This window comes from Poriferisphaera sp. WC338 (genome assembly GCF_050931845.1).
In the GTDB taxonomy this organism is placed as follows: Bacteria; Planctomycetota; Phycisphaerae; order Phycisphaerales; family Phycisphaeraceae; genus Poriferisphaera.
This window is the reverse complement of sequence record NZ_CP194516.1, coordinates 2,068,710-2,085,392: the sequence shown is the minus strand read 5'-3', so window position 1 is coordinate 2,085,392 and position 16,683 is coordinate 2,068,710. Positions and strand designations below refer to the sequence as shown.

The following is a 16,683-nucleotide window of genomic DNA, read 5'->3' as shown; positions in this document are numbered from 1 at the left end:
AAATGTCTTTACAAATTCTGTACTGGGGTGCTCTGTGCAAACATTTGGTGGTTTGTCACGTGTAAGTCTTGGGTAATTAGATGCTATTCAGGTGAAGTTTTACGAACGTACGGCATGATGGAGGATGGGAACGTGGTGTCACGGTGAATCGTTTGTGTGCTTGTCGTTTGAAATGAGATTGTTCACCAAATCATAACTATTCATGGGAAAGAAGAATTGGTAAATTTGCGGGGTTGTGTTTGGATTTTCAGAGATCAATCTTTCCTAAGGGGATTTGAGATGAATATTGAGAAATGTTCTGCCGGGTGGATGCGATGGCGGCTTTTGACGGTGGTGGTGTTGAGTGTGGTGATGTGGCCGGGGGGCGCGTTTGCGTGGAATAGTACGGGGCATCGGTTGTCAGCACTTGTGGCGTATGATCGGATGGATGTGGCGGCACGGACGAAGGTAGTTGAGATGCTTAAGCATCATCCAAGGTTTACAGAAGATTTTGAGAGACGTATGCCGGAGGCTGTACGGGATGGTAGTACGGAGGTGCAGGACCGATGGATCTTTTCGCAGGCAGCGGTGTGGCCTGATATTGCGCGAGGTTTGCCGGGTGAATTGAAGCGGAGGTATCACCGACCAAGTTGGCATTATGTGAACGAGCCGGTGTATTTGTCGGATGAGCAGCGGGATGAATTGGAGGATGGGCATAAGGTTAATTTGAAGATTGAGTGGCGGCCGCGGATGCGTCATAGCAAGATGAATGTGATGCAGGCGCTGGATCGGTGCAGAAAGATGCTGAAGGCGGGGAATCAGACGCGCGCTGAGCAGGCGGTATTGATCTGTTGGTTCTTGCATGCTGCGGGCGATCTGCATCAACCGCTGCATTCGACGGCGTTGTTTACACAGTATGCGTATCCAGATGGTGATCGTGGTGGAAACCGGATTGTGCTTTCGAATGGAAAGAAGTTGCACAGTTACTGGGATGGTGCGCAGGGGTCGGCGAATAATGCGGTGAACTTATGGGAACGTGTACAGACATGGGCCGCGGATACGGCGTTAAAAGAGGCTGCGGATCAGGCGGGGGAAGATGTGGATTTTGTGACGTGGCGAGATGAGTCTTATGAGATTGCGGCGGAGAAGGTTTATGTGCATGAAATTTTGGTTGCGGTTGAGAACTATGATTATGCGATGATTGATTCACATGAGGATGATCCGAAGCTTGAGCCGGTGGTGTTGCCGGAAGATTACCGAGAGATGGCACGGCAGGTTTCGGCGGTACGGATCAATGAATCTGGGGCGCGCATGGCGAAGCTGTTAGAGGTGTGGTACGGCGAGTGAATGTGCCTGGGTTGGTGATTATGTTGGGTGATGCGTTGGGGCGATAGGGCGAATACTTATTGGGTTATGGGATGAGTGGTGATCCTATGAATGATGGGGAATTTTGCCAGATGGGGGTGCGAATCATACGATGTTCAGTCTATGTTAGAAAAGTTCCGTCATCGTAGTTTGAGTCGTTGGTCTGGGTTCGTGAGCCGGCATCCGTGGTGGGTGCTTTTGGTGGCTTTTGGAGTGGCAGGTCTGTGCATTTTTTATACGTTGACGACGCTGACGTTCAAGTCAAATCGGAACGATTTATTGTCGGAGGATTTGCCGTGGAACCAGAATTTTATTTTCTGGCAGGACAATTTTCCTGGCAATGCTGATTTTGTGATTGCGGTAGATATGTGGAAGGATGATCGGCCGGACGCTGAGACGAAGACGGCGGCGGAGGAGATGGTTGATGAGTTAGGGCCTATCTTGGCTGGCGGGGAGTGGGTCAAGCAGGTTGTGTGGGGTTATGATCCGTCGAAGGCGAGTCCGAAGGCGGTGCGGTTATTGCCGTGGGATCAGTTTGAGATGCAGATGCGGCAGGTGGGTGAGAGTAAGTTGTTGTTGGAGAGTAAGACGCCGCAGCATTTTATTCAGGGGATTGTGGGGCAAGCACGTCGTGGGGGTGAACGCGCGAGTGAGATGAGTGAAGCGGAGATGGTGGGCGGGTTGAATATGGTGAAGGGTTTGGTGAGTGGCTTTGCGGAGCGGATGAAGATGCCGGCGGATGAATCATTGGATTTGTTGCAATATGTGATTCCGGAAGAGATGGCGGTGAAGTGGGAGTACCTGGTCACGCAGAATGGCCGTCTGATGTTTATTCGGATCACGCCGAAGGTTAGTCCGGGAGCTCTGACGCCGTTTGAAAAATCGATTGTGAGTATCCGGGCAGAGATGGATAAGATGCGGGTAAAGTATCCGCAGCTAGATTTTGGGTTGACCGGGATTGATGTTGTTGAGACGGATGAAACGGAAGCTGCGAACCTCGATTCGATGAAGGCATCGATTATAGCGGCGGTGTTGATTGCAATTTTGCTAGTGCTGTCATTTCATAGTTTTAAATCGCCGCTGCTGATGTTGTTGACGCTTGGTGTAGGGATTGCGTGGACGTTTGGTTTTCTGACGTTGACGATTGGTTATTTACAGCTCATCAGTGTGATCTTTACGGTGATCTTATTGGGGTTAGGGATTGATTTTGCGATTCATATCACAACACGATTTGAGCTAGAGCGACACAATTATTCAGATGATGAAGATGGATTTGCTGAGGCGATTACCAGTACGCTTGAGAAGGTTGGTCCAGGCTTGGTGACGGGGGCGCTGACAACGGCGGCGGCACTGGCGACGACGATGTTTACGGATTACAAGGGTGTGGCGGAGATGGGGCAGATCGCGAGCGCGGGGATTATCTTGTGTTTGATCGCGATGTTTGCAGTGTACCCGGCACTCTTGCGATTGGTGAAGAGTCGGCATAAACATATTACGCCGATTGATACGCGGGTGGTGGATTTTTTCAAAGAGCATTGGGTGATGCCATTTGTGCGGCGACCGGTGATTACTTTGGTATTAGCGATTGTGATTGCAGTGTTGGCGGGTGTAGCGATCTCACGGATGCGGTTTGATTATAATTTGCTGGAGCTTTTACCAGAGGGTGTGCCGAGCGTGGAGTGGCAGGAGCGAATCTCGCGGGATGGTGAGCAGTCGATATATTTTGGTGTGAGTATCGTGGAGGATTTGGAGGAGGCGCGTAAGGATGCGGCGGCGTATTTGGCGCTGCCGACGGTTGAGAGTGTGGGTGGTGTTGGATTACTTATCCCCTCACAGAACGCGCGGAAGGTGAAAGAGATTGATCATGTTCGTGAATCGCTTGAGCCGGTGCTTAGTGAGGTAGCTCGCGGAAATGTTGGTAATGATGCGATGGCGAATGGGGATGTGAATTTGGTTACGCAACTAACAGGATTACGGACGCTATTGGCGGCAGGGATGCTGGGCGCGCCGAGGGAATTGAGAGGTCCGCTTAGTGAATTGCTTGGTGCGCTTAATGGTTTTATTGCAAATGCTGGGCAGTTAACAGAAGAAGAGCGGACGGCACGGTTGGCGGCACTCCAACGAGACTATACGGCATGGCGAATTGAGTCAGCGAAGTTGCTGCAGGATTTGCTGGATACGACGCCGTTGGATGTAGGTGATTTGCCTCCGGCGATTATGGAGCCGTATGTGGCGCATGTGGATGGTGTGACGAAGTATGCGCTGGAGGTATTTCCGAAGGTGGGTGAGATGGAGGCTGCGCAGGGCGGGCCGCTCAGTGAAGCGGTGTTGAAGCCGTTTATTTACCAGATGCGTACGGTTGATCCGGAGGTGACGGGTGTGATCGTGCAGATCTATGAGAGCGGGAAGTTGATCTGGTCGAGTTATTTGCGGGCGGGAGCGTATGCGCTGGTGATTGTGTTCTTGTTGTTGTGGATCGACTTCAAGATGATGAAGGATACGCTGCTGTGTTTGTTGCCGGTGCTGGTTGGGTTTGCGTTGACGTTTGGGATTTTGTATCTGGTGGGCGTGCAGATTAATCCGGCGAATATTATTGTTTTGCCACTGATGTTCGGGATTGGCGTGGATGCGGGGGTGCACATTATTCATCGGTATAAGCAGGATAAATACACGCGGCCGTTGGGGCTGAGCGGCGGGACTGGAAAAGGTGTGTCGTTGACGAGTTATACGACGATGATTGGTTTTGGTTCGTTGATGGTTTCATCGCATCGGGGGATGCAGGGATTAGGTTTTGTGATGATGCTTGGGATTGGGATGACGCTGATGGCATGTTGGATCATGATGCCGACTTGTTTGGAATTAAGAACACGACGGCGTGAGAAGCGCGATGAGATTAAGCGTGAGCACGGCAATCGATATGGGGAATCTGATGAAGTTTAGGTTTAGTTAAGTGATGATTAGTCCGTTGCGTTTTCAGGATTGAATGTGGGTTTGGGTGGTTTGTCTTTGGTGCGACGGGCTTGGAAAAAGGATTGAAGGAGTGAGAGGCATTCAGCTTCGAGAATGCCAGCACGCGAGGGGAGGCGGTGATTGAAGCGGGTATCTTCGAGCAATGAATAAAGTGTGTGAGCGCAGCCCATCTTAGGGTCAGTGAGTGCGTAGATGCAGTGGCCGAGGCGAGCGTTGATCATGGCACCGGCACACATGGGGCAGGGCTCGAGTGTGATGGCGATGCCGCAGTCGTCTAGGTGCCAAGTGCCGAGGGATTGGGCGGCTTGCTTTAGGGCGAGGATTTCTGCATGGGCGGTAGGATCAGCGGCGCTTTCGCGGAGATTGTGGGCGGCAGCGAGGACGGTGGTGCGATCAGGGTCGTGAGGGTGATCGGGATCTTGTTTATAGACTACGGCACCGATAGGTACTTCGCCAAGATTCGCTGCAAGCTGAGCTTGAGCGATGGCGAGTCGCATCATGTGTTGGTCATGAGCGAGCTGCTGGTGAGAGGATGAGGAGGGGTCGGATGTGGTCATTGAGCATAGTTTAGTGAAAGTATGGCTGGGGATCATGAATGGGGGTATTAGGCTGGCATAAATGACGGGTTTATGTTCAGATTGTATGAAAGGGGTGTCTAAAATGTGGTATATGTTATGCTTATGGTTATGAGAACGCACTTATCGAAGATCGTGATTGTGGGTTTGATGCTGGTGATTGTGGGGGTGCCATTTCTGTTGCGCCCGGCTGGGAAGAAAGTGGCGACGGAGGGTGGGGATGCTGAGCGCTTGATTATTATGACGCCGCACAACGAGCAGATTCGTGGGGAGTTTGCGCGGGCGTTTAATGAGCATCGCAAAGCGATGGGCAAGAGCGCGGTGGTGTTTGATTGGAGAGCAGGTGGTGGGACGAGTGATTTGCGGAAGCAAATTTTGAGCCAGTTAAAGGATATCGCGGATCAAGGTCATGAGGATGATGGTGTTGGTGTGGATTTGTTTTTTGGCGGTGGGGAATATGATCACAATAAGTTGGCGCAGGGAGTGAAGGTTGATCGTGATGGGAAGGTGGTATGGATTAGCGCGTCAGTACCGGCGAAAGTTGACGAAGCGTTCATCAAAGAAGTGTTTCCGGAAAGCGAGATTGGCGGGGAGAAGTTGTACCGCAAAGATATGTTGTGGGTGGGGACGGCGTTATCGAGTTTTGGCGTGGTGTACAACCGGGACTTGATGAAGATGTTGGACGTGCCGGAGCCGAAGTCGTGGGATGATTTTGCCCGGCCGGAGTATGCGAACTGGGCGGCGCTGGCAGACCCGGGGCATTCGGGATCGATCGCTGCGACATACGATACGATCTTAAAACGTAAGGGTTGGAATGAAGGGTGGAGGTTGTTGCGAAGAGCGTTTGCAAATGCGAGATATTTTGCAGCGAGTAGCTCGAAGGTGCCAGTGGATGTGAGTAGTGGCGATGCGGCAATCGGGATGTGCATTGATTTTTACGGCCGATACCAAGCGAGCGTGACCGATGATGTGCGGGTGGGTTATGTCGATCCGGCTTTCATGACGGCGATCACGGCGGACCCGATCAGCGTGTTACGTGGAGCACCGAATGAAGCGATCGCGCAGGAATTTGTGAACTGGGTGCTGACGAAGGATGCGCAAGGTTTGTGGCAACGGCGGGTTGGTGTTGAAGGCGGTCCGGTGGAAAGTGAACTTCGCCGACAACCGATTCGGCAGGACATGTTTGTGAAGAACGAGCAGGCGAAGTGGGCGGATGTGGGGCTTGATCCGTTTGGTCAGGCGAAGCCGTTTGCGAAGGGGATGCCGAGCTTTTTCTCGATGGTGGCGACGGTGACACACGCGATGGGGAGCGATGTGCATGATGATTTGAAGGCGGCATGGGCAGCGATCAATCGCGTGCCAAACGATGATCCTGTAAAGGGGGAGATGCTGCGATTGTTTGATGAGATGCCGGAGGATTTACGGGTGGTTTGGCCGGACGATGAGATGGCGAAGGATTGGATGGCGATAATGGAGGATGTGGACCATGTCCGGCATGATGAGGCGGTGAAGGTATTGAAGGATTTTGTTGGCGGATTCCGCACGCGGTATAAAGAGAATCCGGATGTGAAGTTGGATGATCGATTGCGATGGACATTGTTTTTCCGTGATAACTACCGGAAGATCGTTGAGCTTGAAAAACAAGCAATGAAGTCTGGATCATTTGTTGCAAAATAACTAAGGTGGATAGTTTCTGTTTGCGAATACATGACCGTCACGTGTCGCAACACGTGACGTTTTATCCATTGAAAGGGATTAGATGCGGATTTATGTGATACGACATGCGGACCCGGATTATGCGAACGATACGATCACGGATTTGGGGCATCAGGAAGCAGCGGCGTTGGCAGAGCGATTGGAGAGCGTGCGGATTGATAAGATTTATAGCTCGCCGATGGGCCGAGCGCAGGCGACGGCTGGTTATACGGCGAAGCGGAAGGGGATGGAAATTGAAACGTTGGATTGGACCGCTGAGCTTGGCTGGCGGATAAATGAGGGGCGTAATGCGGCATGGGATTTTCATGGTCATGAAATTCGCAGTAATTTGGAGGCGTATGGATGTGAGGATTGGCATTTGGCCGAGCCGTTTGATAATCCGGAATTTCGGTGTGGGTATGATCAAATAGTTGCGGAGTCAGATGCGTTTCTGTCGAGCTATGGATATCGGCGCGATGGTGGAGGGTACCGATTTGATGAATCGAATGAGTCTGCAGTGGCAGTGTTTTGTCACGGTGGGTTTGGATTAACGTGGTTGTCGCATTTGTTGGCGATCCCGGTGCCGATGGTGTGGGCGGGATTTCATTTACGGCCGACCTCGGTGACGACGGTGCAGCTAGAAGAGCGGAAGCCGGGTTTGGCAACGCCTCGATGTGTCGGCATGGCAGATGTATCACACTTGGTGATGAGCGGGTTAGAGGATGCACGCGTGCCGAGCGGGAAGTAAGTTTATTTACTGTAATTTAATTTAGAAGAGTAATGCTTGCTCGCCGTGGGTTGTTTGTTCAGATTGTTCGGTGCTTTGTGATTCAACGGATTCGGTATCGCTAGCTGAAGCTGATTCTGGTTGGGAAGTGTCCGGCTGGTTATCCGTTGAAGGTTCAGATTGATCTTGAGTAGCGGCGTCGGTGGTGGTTGTATCGCGTGATGAGACTTGTGCGATGACGGAGATGGCACCCTTTACGGATTGGCCTTCTTGGACGACGATCTGTTCAACCATGTCTTTGGGGATGTAGACTTCGGAGGTGGAGCCGAGTTTGATCATGCCGATGCGTTGGCCGCGTTGGAGGACTTCACCTTCCTTAGCGCCGCAGGCGATAGTGCGAGCGAGTAGGCCGGCGATTTGCCGGACGGCTGCGACGGGGTGCTCGCGGACAGGATGCCCGAGGATGATAAGGTTGTTTTCATTGACCTCGGCGGATCGTGGGTTGAGTGTGTTGGTGTGTTTGCCGGGGGTGTGGGTCATGGAGAGGACGCGGCCGTGACAGGGACAGCGGTTTACATGGACGACGAACACGGACATGAAGATGCGGACGCAAACAGCAGGACCATCGAAAGGTTCGAAGTGCTCTATCTCATGGATAGACGAGACGCGGCCGTCGCATGGTGCGACCATGACGCCACGTTGTGCGGGGATGCGGCGGTCAGGGTCGCGAAAGAACGCAAGAAGTGCGAGTGTGATGAGAATGACGGGGAAGGCAAGTGCCCAATGAATAAGTATGACGCCGGCGGTGAGGATGACGCCGATTGCGATGATGGTGAGCCACTCGTTTCGTCCGTAACTGCTGAGCTTCAAGATGAGTATCCGGATAGGTTGTTTTTATGGAATTTGGATTTGCGTAGCGCGGTTTGTTGGCTACGGCAAGGCGTATTGTATTCGCTGTGGGTATAAAATGAAACTGGTGAGGCGTGTGTGCCTCACCAGTGATTTACCGCATTGGGGATGTTGTTGGGGTGATACGAAAAGTCACGTATCAGGAAGTTGCTTTGCCAGCGACCATGCCGATGACACCGCAGACTAGTGCGACGACGAAGAGTCCGCCGGTGACGCCCCAGAACATGCCGGAAGATTTTGCCATGAAGTCCACAAGTGAACTGCTATAGCCATTGACGACTGGGATCATGACGAGGAGTGCTGCGACGAGAGCAATGACGGAACCGAAGAGCAGGCCGGACATAAAACCGGAGCCTTCGCTGTCGTCACCTGAGAGATCGACCATGGCCGCGCTGGTTGGTGCGGGGCTGCCAGCAGCAACTGCAGGTGGTGTCATGGTGCCGGAGAGTGAACCGTCGAGATTTTCAAGGCCGGATGCTGCGCCTGTTGCGGAGAGGCCGGGATCGAAGACGCCGGAAGCGCCGACGGCTGAGTCGATGCTTGATACACCTGCTGCAGTATCGCCACCAGGATAAATATCTTCAAGAAGGTCAGCACCTAGGCTGGTGTCGTCTGATTCACGGGTGAGGTCGAGGAGACCAGAACCGGAGCCGACGGATTCGAGTGAGAGGCCTGTGCCGGAGCCACCGCCGACAGTTGTCTGTGCGAGTGGGTCGGCAGGTTCAATTTCACCTGCATCAAAGACGCTGATGCCGGTTGATTCGTTAGAAGCGTCAGCTGGGCCAGTATCCGCAGCAGTGTCGCTGAGAAGCGGAATGGCTGTGTCGCTAAGACTGATGGCATCGGCTTGTGAGTCGGCCAGTGGAATGGCGGATTCACCGGAGGCGTTGCCGCCTGCGAGTGCTTCGAGGTCAGCGGTTTTGAAGACAAGATTGTTGCCGTCGCGGAACTGCTGGAGTTCGCCGGAGGCAGCCATGTCTTTGACTTCTTGTTCGGTACGCCCAAGGATGGCGGCCGCTTCTTGGACCGTGGAATACATCTTCGCCATGAAATCGCTCCTGCAACCGGAGAAAGGGTTATAAAGTTGTGCGTCAGGTGACCTTATTATTCTAATCGAAATCGCTACGAGATGCAGCAATTTAAGGTCTGAGGCCCACTTAGGATAATTATTTGAGGGTGAAATGACAAGCCTAAAAGGCAGATTGGTCCGTGATATTTTAGGGGTTGGATGCAAAGGGATTGACAGTTCGATAGGTGTGGGGAAACTGTCACAAAGGGCGTAAGGGGGTGGGTTTGTGATTTGGGCTGATTTTTGGTTAGCCGTATGGGGTGACGGCGAGGAAAAGAGGCGATTGGATGCCGTTAGCGTATGGATTGATTGAGCCGGTGGATATTTCTCTGCCGAGGTTGCCACACTCGCTGGACGGGATGCGGGTGCTGCATCTGTCGGATTTGCATATCAGGCGGCGGTCGGCGCTATTCAGCAAACTCATCAATCAACTCACATCGATTCGGCATGATTTGACGGTGTTTACCGGAGATTACATGTCGCTGGAAGGGGATGAAGAGGTGGCTTACGAGGTGATGGCGGAAATCTGCGATCGCTTGCGGCCGACGCATGGGATGTACGGGACGTTTGGTAATCATGATTATGATCGGTTTCGTGAGTTGGCACAGAAGCTGCCAATCCGATGGCTTACCGATGAGGCGGCGCGTTGTGAGTCAGCACCGATTGATGTGTTTGGCTTTAATGCGACCAAGGGCGGCGGGCCGGACAGTGTGAAGACGGCGTTGTCGGCGGCGGAGGTTTTTGGCGGGGAGAGTGCTGAAGCTGAAGAACGATTGAAGATTGGGTTGCTACATTATCCGGATCATTTTGGTGCGGCGGCAGACCTTGGAGCGGATTTAGCGCTTGCGGGGCATACACACGGCGGTCAGATGCGCTTGCCGGGAGGAAGAGCTTTTCATAATTCCTCGACGTTGCCGAATGAATATTCAGCGGGGCTGATGCGTCATCAGAATATGATGATGGGATTGACGCGGGGATTAGGTTTTGCGGAGACGCCGCGAGTGTTTGAGTTCCGCACGTTTTGTCCGGCACAGATGCCGCTGTATACATTGCGACGTGGTGCGCTGCCTGGGAAGTATGAACCGATGCTAGAGATGGTGGAGAAGTGGTGATTGTCTAAGTGACGGTTAGACGAAGACTTTTAAGAGGATGTGTTAGGAGACCCCACGGATAGAATTCGTGATCTTGGGGTGGAGACAATCGTGTTGTAATTCATATCAATAACCGTTGCGGGATTTGTTTGGGACGATGTTGTCGTGGCCGGGAATGATCAAGTCGGCGATCTCGGTGGCTTCGATGAATGAGCCTTGGGCGAGTTCGATATCGTAGGCACCTTTGAGGACGCGGCCCATCTGGAGGTGTTCGGAAGTGGGGACGGCGTCGCCTGCAACAAGAATGGTTTTATTGGTTTCGAGCAGGAGCAGGCCAGCGGTACCGGGGGTATAGCCGGGTAGGGGGAAAAGATCGACTTGTTGATCAAGTTTGTCGGGCGCGTTTTGACATTTTTTGAGGATGCCGATTTCGTGCCGGAGGATTTCCTGTGCTTCTTCGTCGTTTTGTTGCTGTTGGAATTGCTCGATGAGGAGGGGACCGACGGATTCGCGTTCCTGTTCGGAGATAAACCAGTTGGCATCTGGGAAGGCGGTGATGCCCATGCGGTGGGCGGGTCGGAAGTTGGTGAGGAAGACATCGGTGATGTCATCGGGGGATAGGCCGGAGCGTTCAGCGAGCCGGGCAGCGATGATCTTGGGTGGGAGCGCGGGGTCCACGAGAATCTTTTTGTGGTCGGTTTCGATGAGGGTTGTGGTAGCATGTGCGGTGCGCGTTGGGCCTTGCTTGTCCCAAAGTTCGTGGGAAGAGAGTGCGCCGATACTGATGATGCGGTAATCCATGGGGGCTATTAAATCCTATTCGTCTATCTTGTGGTTAGAGAGTGGTTCGATTGACGCGGGAGTATGCTACTCGGCTTCGGTGCTTTCGGTGAAGTGATCGATGGTGCGCCAGGGGAGTTTGCCGCCGTGGTCGATCTTTTTTTGTTTGAGCTTCTCGATGACGATGTGTGGCAATAAGTCGTGGAGGCGATTGATATCACCGCCGGCTGCTATTTGTTTGATGAGTGTGGAGGATGTGAAGCCGTAGGTTTCGCCGGACATGATGAAAATGGTTTCGATGTCGGCGATGGAGCGGTTAGTGAGGGCGAGTTGGAATTCAAAGTTGAGGTCGGTGACGTTACGGAGGCCACGAAGGATGGCGGTTGCGCCGATTTGTTTGGCAAAGTCGACGGTGAGGCCGGTGTAGGTTTGAAGCTCGACGATAGAGGGATCGAGTTGCTCGTTGATGAGGGATTGGATGATGTCTAGACGCTCGGGGGTGGAGAAGAGCGGCTTCTTGGCGGGGTTTTCACCGATGGCGATGACGAGTTTGTCGAAATGGCGTTGACCGCGTTGGATCACGTCGAGATGCCCATTGGTGATGGGGTCGAATGTACCGGGGAAAAGGCCGATTTTCGGGGTCGTGCTCATGAAAGAGAGTATAGCAGGGGAGATGTGGGGCGTGCTAGCGGGGAGAAACAGGTGTTTGAGGCTTTATAAGAGGTGGATAGGTTGCCTTTTTTGCCTAGTCGGTACAAGCGGACTTGGCGGGGGCTGATGGGCGGAAATATCGGCTGTTAGGTTGGCCTGTATGGGGATTGAATTGGAGAGTATTGATGTCAGCAACGCGGCAGCGACACGGCGAATCGGCCTGAACTAAAACCGAGTTGCGATGGCGAGGACGCGCGGATCACTCCTGCAAATTCGTGATGCGTGTGGACAAAATATCAGCCCTGGATCGGGTCTCGTACCAGTTGCCTCCCTGGTCGAGACCTTTTTCTATGCGCCCTCGGAAGTGAGTTTTTCAGGCGAGCATCAGTTCATCGATGTACCTGTTTTCAAAATCAGGATCGAGATTGAGTTCGATGGTTTGCATGTGCTGACTGATCTTGGCGATCTCCGGCAAGAGATGGCGATCCATGAGTGCAACAAAGGCACCGGCCAGCGACGAATTGCCAACGAGTTCGATCTGATCGACGCGCATTTTGGGGAGCAAGCCGCAGGTGATCGCATGCTGGTTGTTGACGTTCATACCAAAACCGCCGGCAAGGTAGAGGCGATCAACTTCGGTGGGTGAGACGTTGCAACGATCGAGTAGTGTGAGGATGCCGGCGGCAATGGCGGCTTTGGCTTGCAGGAGTTTGGCGATGTCGGCTTCGGTGATCACGATGCCGGTGGTGAGTTCGAAGGATCGGCCGTGCAATTCGGTGGGTTGCAGTCTTGCCTTGGCTTCGGGGCTGTGTTCAAGATTGAATCTACCGGAGGGTGTGAGCAATCCGATGCGGGCGGCTTGTGCAAGGAAGTCGATGTAGGCTGATCCGCAGATGCCGGTGGGGGGAGCGTTGTCGATAATATCAAGTGTTACATTGAACGGATTATTTGAAAGTGTGATATGGCTGATGGCGCCGCTGCCAGCGCGGCAGCCGTGGGTAAGGCCTGCACCTTCAAAAGCGGGGCCAGCCGCGGTGGCGCAGGCGTAGAGTATGCCGTTGTGTGTGAGGATGATCTCGCCGTTGGTGCCGATGTCGACGAGCAGTGAGGGGCCGTGTTCGTAGCATAGTCCGGAGACAAGTACACCGGCGGTAAGATCGGCACCGATATAGGCGGCGGCGCTGGGGAGTAGGTGTAGCGTGGCGTTTGGGTTGAAGGGTTGATCAAGGCCGACGTCTTGTAGCGTGAGTTGTAAATGCTCAAGAAAGACAGGCTCAAATGGAACCGTGCCCATCTGGGAGGGGTCTTTGCCGACAAGTAGATGGAGCATGGTTGTGTTTGCGGCAACGGTGATGCACGCGATATGGCGCAGACGGACATTCACTTCTTTGGCGGCTTGCTTAAGCAGTGGACTGAGGGTGTCGTGGACGATGGCGTTTTGAAGTTGTGTGATTTGCGTCGGGTTTTTGCGGCAGAGATTGATGCGCGTGATGACATCATCGCCGAGATACATTTGATGATTGAAGGTGGAAGCGTTAGCAAGGATTTTGCCGGTGGAGAGATCGATTAAAAGAAGTGATACGGTGGTGGTGCCGATGTCGATGGCGGCGCCGATGGTAGGTTCACTGGTATTGAGCGTTTCATGTAACGGGTTTTGACTGTAGGGAATGTTGATGCGGAAATCATTGAGGACTGCGGGCTCATAGGCAGCAAGTGAACGTGGTGAGATTTGTAGTGTGACAGGTTCGGGGCCGAGGCGGTGTTGGCAAGCAAGCATGGTGCTGGGCGTTGAGCCTGCAGTGACGGTATTGCTAGCGTGTAAAGTGCGGAGTGATCCTTGAAGCAGTTCGATCTGGCAACCTTCACAGGCGCCTTCTTCACCGCAGCGGATGTTGAGTGGCAATCCTTTTTGACGAAGTAGATCGCTTAAACGGAGCGATTGTTCGTGCGTATTGACTGAGAGAACCTGTTTGCCGGAAGGTGCGTGGATGCAGATTTGTTGCGGCTTTATGGTCAAGGTTTGCTCTTTTGCGTTTGAGGTGAAGATTTAATGATCATGTCGTCGGCGGAGGCTTGGATGGATTGGCCAGGTTCAAGCACGAGGAAACGGTCATGGTCCCAGTGTCCGTGCAGCATGTCGCATACGAGAGTCGGATCGCCGGGCTGCTCATCGTAGTCCCACTTAAGCCAATCGGCGCAATCTTTAGTGAATTTGCGATCTTGCTCGGTTGCACCAACGGTCAGATGTACATAGGTGGCACGGTTGTAGGTACTGAACCAATGTTGTTCAGATTCCATCAAATATTTGGCATTGTCCTCTCCATATTTTTGTAGATATTCATTGTAGAGGTTGGCGTGGCGCGTTGGGCCGGGGGGATCGTGATGATGATTCCAGCCGGGCGAGTACCAGTAGGTGCCAGGGTGCTTGGCGGTATAGTCTGCGTAGCGCTCTTTACTGCCGAGCAACAATGTGATGCAGTCATGGGCACGTGGGATGACGAGTTGGCATCGTGATGTTTTGAGGTCGACGGTTCCGCAACCGCAAAGGCCGTAGCCAAGAACGATAGTGTTGACGTTGGGTAATTGCTCAGCGCGGTTGATGGCGTTTTGGAGCTCGTTGCGAAGCTTATCGGGTTCGTTGTGGAGGCCTTGCTGGATTTTCTCGTAGTGGATGAGGTGCGTGCATTCGGGGGTGAAATGCTCGATTTCCAGCTCCATCACGGCGCATGCGATTAGGGCTATCTGCAGATTGGGTATGTTAGTGTGGTTTTGGGAGTGCACGATATTCAAGCCAAATAATCGTTGATACGCTGCGTATTATCATCGTACAAAATTATCTTGTACGTTATAGTATATCAATGAAAGCTATCCAAGCAAGCCCTGTGAATTTTGAATTTGATTTGATGATGTTTCGCCGATTGGCTGAAGCATATCGGGCGCGGTTTGCCGTTAAGTTGGCGGTCGTTGATGTGGATGGCAAACGGTTGAGTTCCTATGGGTGGTGGCGCGGTGGGGACAGTGTCGATCGGCAGAAGGTGTTGGCGTTTACGGTTTGGCAAGCGCTGCGTTTGGGTGAGCCGACGGTTTCGTATGGGTCGGGTGATCGTTTGTATTGGGCATGTCCGGTGATGTGTAACGCAAAAACATTTGGCGCGATGGTAGGTGCGATTGAGGTTGATGAACTGTTTCCGGATGGGGGTAATGTTCCGACGGTAGATATGCGAGGGGCGTGTCGTGTGTTGCGCGAGATGCTAGAAGCAGAGAATCTGACCAATGCTGCGTTTCTTTCTGCCCGCCGGTATGAAGCGATGCGTGAACAGGAAAAAGCGCAAGCGATCCATTCATTAAAGTTAGAAGGTTCGGTCGGGATACGTCGGCTGTACTTGCGGGAAGAGCCGGAACTGGTGTCCGCGATCCGCCGAGGTGATCGTTGTGGTGCGCGTGAAACCTTGGATCGCATCTTGCTTGTGATGATGGCGAAATCACAAAACCGATTTGATTTGATCAAAAGCTACTTCATGGAATTAGTGACGAGTGTTTGCAGAACAGCCGTTGAGGCGGGGGGTGACCCCAATGAGATTCTTGGTGAGAGTTTTCATCGCATTGCTGAGTTGTCTTCAATCACGACGCTGGAAAGTCTTGCGCCGTGGATGCATGAGATGCTCGAACGGCTGATGGATACGCTAGCAGATCATCGTGAGTCGGCGGGGCATATCGTAATTTCAGACGCGATGTCTTACATGCAAGCACATCTTGCACAAGATATTGGCCGAGATGATGTGGCAGACGCGATGTGTTTATCACCGTCGCATTTTTCCCGATTATTTAAGCGTCATGTTGGGATGGGCTTCCGTGAGATGCTCACCAAGATGCGTATGGACCGTGGGGCAGAATTGCTTGTTTCAACGGATCTGGCGGTGTCGGCGGTCGCGCTAGCTACGGGGTATGAAGATCCGAGTTATTTCACCAAGGTGTTTCAGAAGCAGCATGCGCAAACGCCGCGAGCTTATCGTCAGAATGCCAAAGCTGGTTGAGCACGAGATTCATATTTGCTGAAGCACATCACTATTTTCTGGCTGGTGAGCATCCACGAAATGCGAAAAGTGCACAGGATTACCATTTGTTGATTCTTAAATCCGTTGTGAGCTGATCGGTGGCAGGGATACTTTGTGTATGGACAGAAATGACTAACAAAGGAGCAGGTCATGGAATCACTCAGTGAGCTTACACAAGCAATCGTCGGCGGAAACCGTGCACAAGCGATCGAGGGGACGGGGCAGGTTATTGAATCTGGGGCCGAACCGGTTGCGGTGTTGGATGCGCTTATCGCGGGGATGGAAGAGATTGGTCGACGGTGGAAAGCGAATGAGATTTTTGTACCGGAGGTTTTGGTGGCCGCCCGAGCGATGAAGGAATCAATGGAAGTTCTGGAACCGCATTTGTCAGAAGGTGATGTGCAGCCGGTTGCGACGGCGGTGATTGGGACGGTGAAGGGTGACCTGCACGATATCGGAAAGAACTTGGTGGCAATGATGTGGAAGGGGGCGAACATTAAGGTACTTGACATTGGGACGAATGCGCCGCCGGAAGCATTTATCAAAGCGGCGATAGAAAACAATGCAGACGTGATTGGTTTATCGGCTCTGCTGACGACAACTATGCCTGCAATGAAATCGACCGTTGAAGCTATTCGCAACGCGGGATTGAAGGACGTGAAAATCATTGTAGGTGGCGCGCCAGTGACGGAATCATTTGCGGACGAGATCGGCGCGGATCGTTATGCGGTCGATGCGGTCAGCGCGGTTGATCATCTCCGTGAAGTGGTGGGTGTAGCCAGTTAGTGCTTTTGTGCTGAATTTCTTCTACTCAACT

At 52.8% G+C, this 16,683-nt stretch carries 14 protein-coding genes; 7 read left to right on the top strand and 7 right to left on the bottom strand.

Annotation, left to right across the window (positions count from 1 at the left end):
* Positions 1–279: 279 nt before the first annotated feature.
* Complete coding sequence (locus ACQ6WK_RS08550) at positions 280–1,326, top strand: S1/P1 nuclease (protein WP_432800327.1); 1,047 nt, start codon at positions 280–282, stop codon at positions 1,324–1,326.
* Between the two features lie 141 nt (positions 1,327–1,467).
* Entirely contained in the window at positions 1,468–4,284 is a 2,817-nt protein-coding gene (locus tag ACQ6WK_RS08545; RefSeq protein WP_432800326.1) for an MMPL family transporter, read from the top strand.
* A gap of 17 nt (positions 4,285–4,301) precedes the next feature.
* Here ACQ6WK_RS08545 and ACQ6WK_RS08540 read toward each other — a convergent pair whose 3' ends face one another.
* On the bottom strand, positions 4,302–4,871 hold the full coding sequence (locus tag ACQ6WK_RS08540) for a nucleoside deaminase (RefSeq protein WP_432800325.1): 570 nt from the start codon (positions 4,869–4,871) through the stop codon (positions 4,302–4,304).
* 129 nt (positions 4,872–5,000) lie between these two features.
* On the opposite strand from ACQ6WK_RS08540, the gene ACQ6WK_RS08535 reads away from it, so the two are divergent.
* Positions 5,001–6,566 (top strand): ABC transporter substrate-binding protein, encoded by a 1,566-nt coding sequence (locus tag ACQ6WK_RS08535; protein WP_432800324.1) that lies wholly within the window; start codon positions 5,001–5,003, stop codon positions 6,564–6,566.
* An 82-nt stretch (positions 6,567–6,648) separates the two neighbouring features.
* Positions 6,649–7,332: a histidine phosphatase family protein gene (locus ACQ6WK_RS08530; protein WP_432800323.1), complete on the top strand. Its 684-nt coding sequence runs from the start codon at positions 6,649–6,651 to the stop codon at positions 7,330–7,332.
* Between the two features lie 21 nt (positions 7,333–7,353).
* Here ACQ6WK_RS08530 and ACQ6WK_RS08525 read toward each other — a convergent pair whose 3' ends face one another.
* Together ACQ6WK_RS08525 and ACQ6WK_RS08520 are read right to left on the bottom strand one after the other, a co-directional pair.
* A complete protein-coding gene (locus tag ACQ6WK_RS08525) occupies positions 7,354–8,181 on the bottom strand; it encodes a phosphatidylserine decarboxylase (RefSeq protein WP_432800322.1) in 828 nt (275 codons plus the stop codon).
* A gap of 178 nt (positions 8,182–8,359) precedes the next feature.
* Complete coding sequence (locus ACQ6WK_RS08520) at positions 8,360–9,268, bottom strand: helix-turn-helix domain-containing protein (protein WP_432800321.1); 909 nt, start codon at positions 9,266–9,268, stop codon at positions 8,360–8,362.
* A 308-nt stretch (positions 9,269–9,576) separates the two neighbouring features.
* On the opposite strand from ACQ6WK_RS08520, the gene ACQ6WK_RS08515 reads away from it, so the two are divergent.
* Entirely contained in the window at positions 9,577–10,401 is an 825-nt protein-coding gene (locus ACQ6WK_RS08515; protein ID WP_432800320.1) for a metallophosphoesterase, read from the top strand.
* 105 nt (positions 10,402–10,506) lie between these two features.
* On the opposite strand, the gene ACQ6WK_RS08510 is transcribed toward ACQ6WK_RS08515, so the two are convergent.
* The 4 genes from ACQ6WK_RS08510 to ACQ6WK_RS08495 all read right to left on the bottom strand — a co-directional run bounded on the left by ACQ6WK_RS08510 (position 10,507) and on the right by ACQ6WK_RS08495 (position 14,529).
* Positions 10,507–11,181: an MBL fold metallo-hydrolase gene (locus ACQ6WK_RS08510; RefSeq protein ID WP_432800319.1), complete on the bottom strand. Its 675-nt coding sequence runs from the start codon at positions 11,179–11,181 to the stop codon at positions 10,507–10,509.
* Between the two features lie 66 nt (positions 11,182–11,247).
* Positions 11,248–11,811, bottom strand: a complete 564-nt coding sequence (gene coaD / locus ACQ6WK_RS08505; RefSeq protein ID WP_432800318.1) for a pantetheine-phosphate adenylyltransferase — start codon at positions 11,809–11,811, stop codon at positions 11,248–11,250.
* Positions 11,812–12,184: 373 nt separating this feature from the next.
* A complete protein-coding gene (locus ACQ6WK_RS08500; protein ID WP_432800317.1) occupies positions 12,185–13,828 on the bottom strand; it encodes an ASKHA domain-containing protein in 1,644 nt (547 codons plus the stop codon).
* Complete coding sequence (locus ACQ6WK_RS08495; RefSeq protein WP_432800316.1) at positions 13,825–14,529, bottom strand: DUF1638 domain-containing protein; 705 nt, start codon at positions 14,527–14,529, stop codon at positions 13,825–13,827. Before ACQ6WK_RS08495 ends, ACQ6WK_RS08500 begins: the two co-directional genes overlap by 4 nt.
* 140 nt (positions 14,530–14,669) lie before the next feature.
* Between ACQ6WK_RS08495 and ACQ6WK_RS08490 the strand changes: the two genes are divergently transcribed.
* The gene (locus tag ACQ6WK_RS08490; protein ID WP_432800315.1) at positions 14,670–15,845 is read left to right on the top strand and encodes a helix-turn-helix domain-containing protein; all 1,176 of its coding nucleotides are present in this window, start codon (positions 14,670–14,672) and stop codon (positions 15,843–15,845) included.
* A 171-nt stretch (positions 15,846–16,016) separates the two neighbouring features.
* Positions 16,017–16,652 carry a cobalamin B12-binding domain-containing protein gene (locus ACQ6WK_RS08485; RefSeq protein WP_432800314.1) on the top strand — a complete coding sequence of 212 codons (636 nt, stop codon included), beginning with the start codon at positions 16,017–16,019 and terminating at the stop codon, positions 16,650–16,652.
* The last annotated feature ends 31 nt before the right edge of the window (positions 16,653–16,683 follow it).

Excerpts from the sequence above, each read along its gene's own strand:
- ACQ6WK_RS08550 (WP_432800327.1), top strand. The coding sequence starts at position 280 with ATGAATATTGAGAAATGTTCTGCCGGGTGGATGCGATGGCGGCTTTTG.
- ACQ6WK_RS08545 (WP_432800326.1), top strand. The coding sequence starts at position 1,468 with ATGTTAGAAAAGTTCCGTCATCGTAGTTTGAGTCGTTGGTCTGGGTTC.
- ACQ6WK_RS08540 (WP_432800325.1), bottom strand. The coding sequence starts at position 4,871 with ATGACCACATCCGACCCCTCCTCATCCTCTCACCAGCAGCTCGCTCAT.
- ACQ6WK_RS08535 (WP_432800324.1), top strand. The coding sequence starts at position 5,001 with ATGAGAACGCACTTATCGAAGATCGTGATTGTGGGTTTGATGCTGGTG.
- ACQ6WK_RS08530 (WP_432800323.1), top strand. The coding sequence starts at position 6,649 with ATGCGGATTTATGTGATACGACATGCGGACCCGGATTATGCGAACGAT.
- ACQ6WK_RS08520 (WP_432800321.1), bottom strand. The coding sequence starts at position 9,268 with ATGGCGAAGATGTATTCCACGGTCCAAGAAGCGGCCGCCATCCTTGGG.
- ACQ6WK_RS08515 (WP_432800320.1), top strand. The coding sequence starts at position 9,577 with ATGCCGTTAGCGTATGGATTGATTGAGCCGGTGGATATTTCTCTGCCG.
- ACQ6WK_RS08510 (WP_432800319.1), bottom strand. The coding sequence starts at position 11,181 with ATGGATTACCGCATCATCAGTATCGGCGCACTCTCTTCCCACGAACTT.
- coaD (WP_432800318.1), bottom strand. The coding sequence starts at position 11,811 with ATGAGCACGACCCCGAAAATCGGCCTTTTCCCCGGTACATTCGACCCC.
- ACQ6WK_RS08495 (WP_432800316.1), bottom strand. The coding sequence starts at position 14,529 with ATGGAGCTGGAAATCGAGCATTTCACCCCCGAATGCACGCACCTCATC.
- ACQ6WK_RS08490 (WP_432800315.1), top strand. The coding sequence starts at position 14,670 with ATGAAAGCTATCCAAGCAAGCCCTGTGAATTTTGAATTTGATTTGATG.
- ACQ6WK_RS08485 (WP_432800314.1), top strand. The coding sequence starts at position 16,017 with ATGGAATCACTCAGTGAGCTTACACAAGCAATCGTCGGCGGAAACCGT.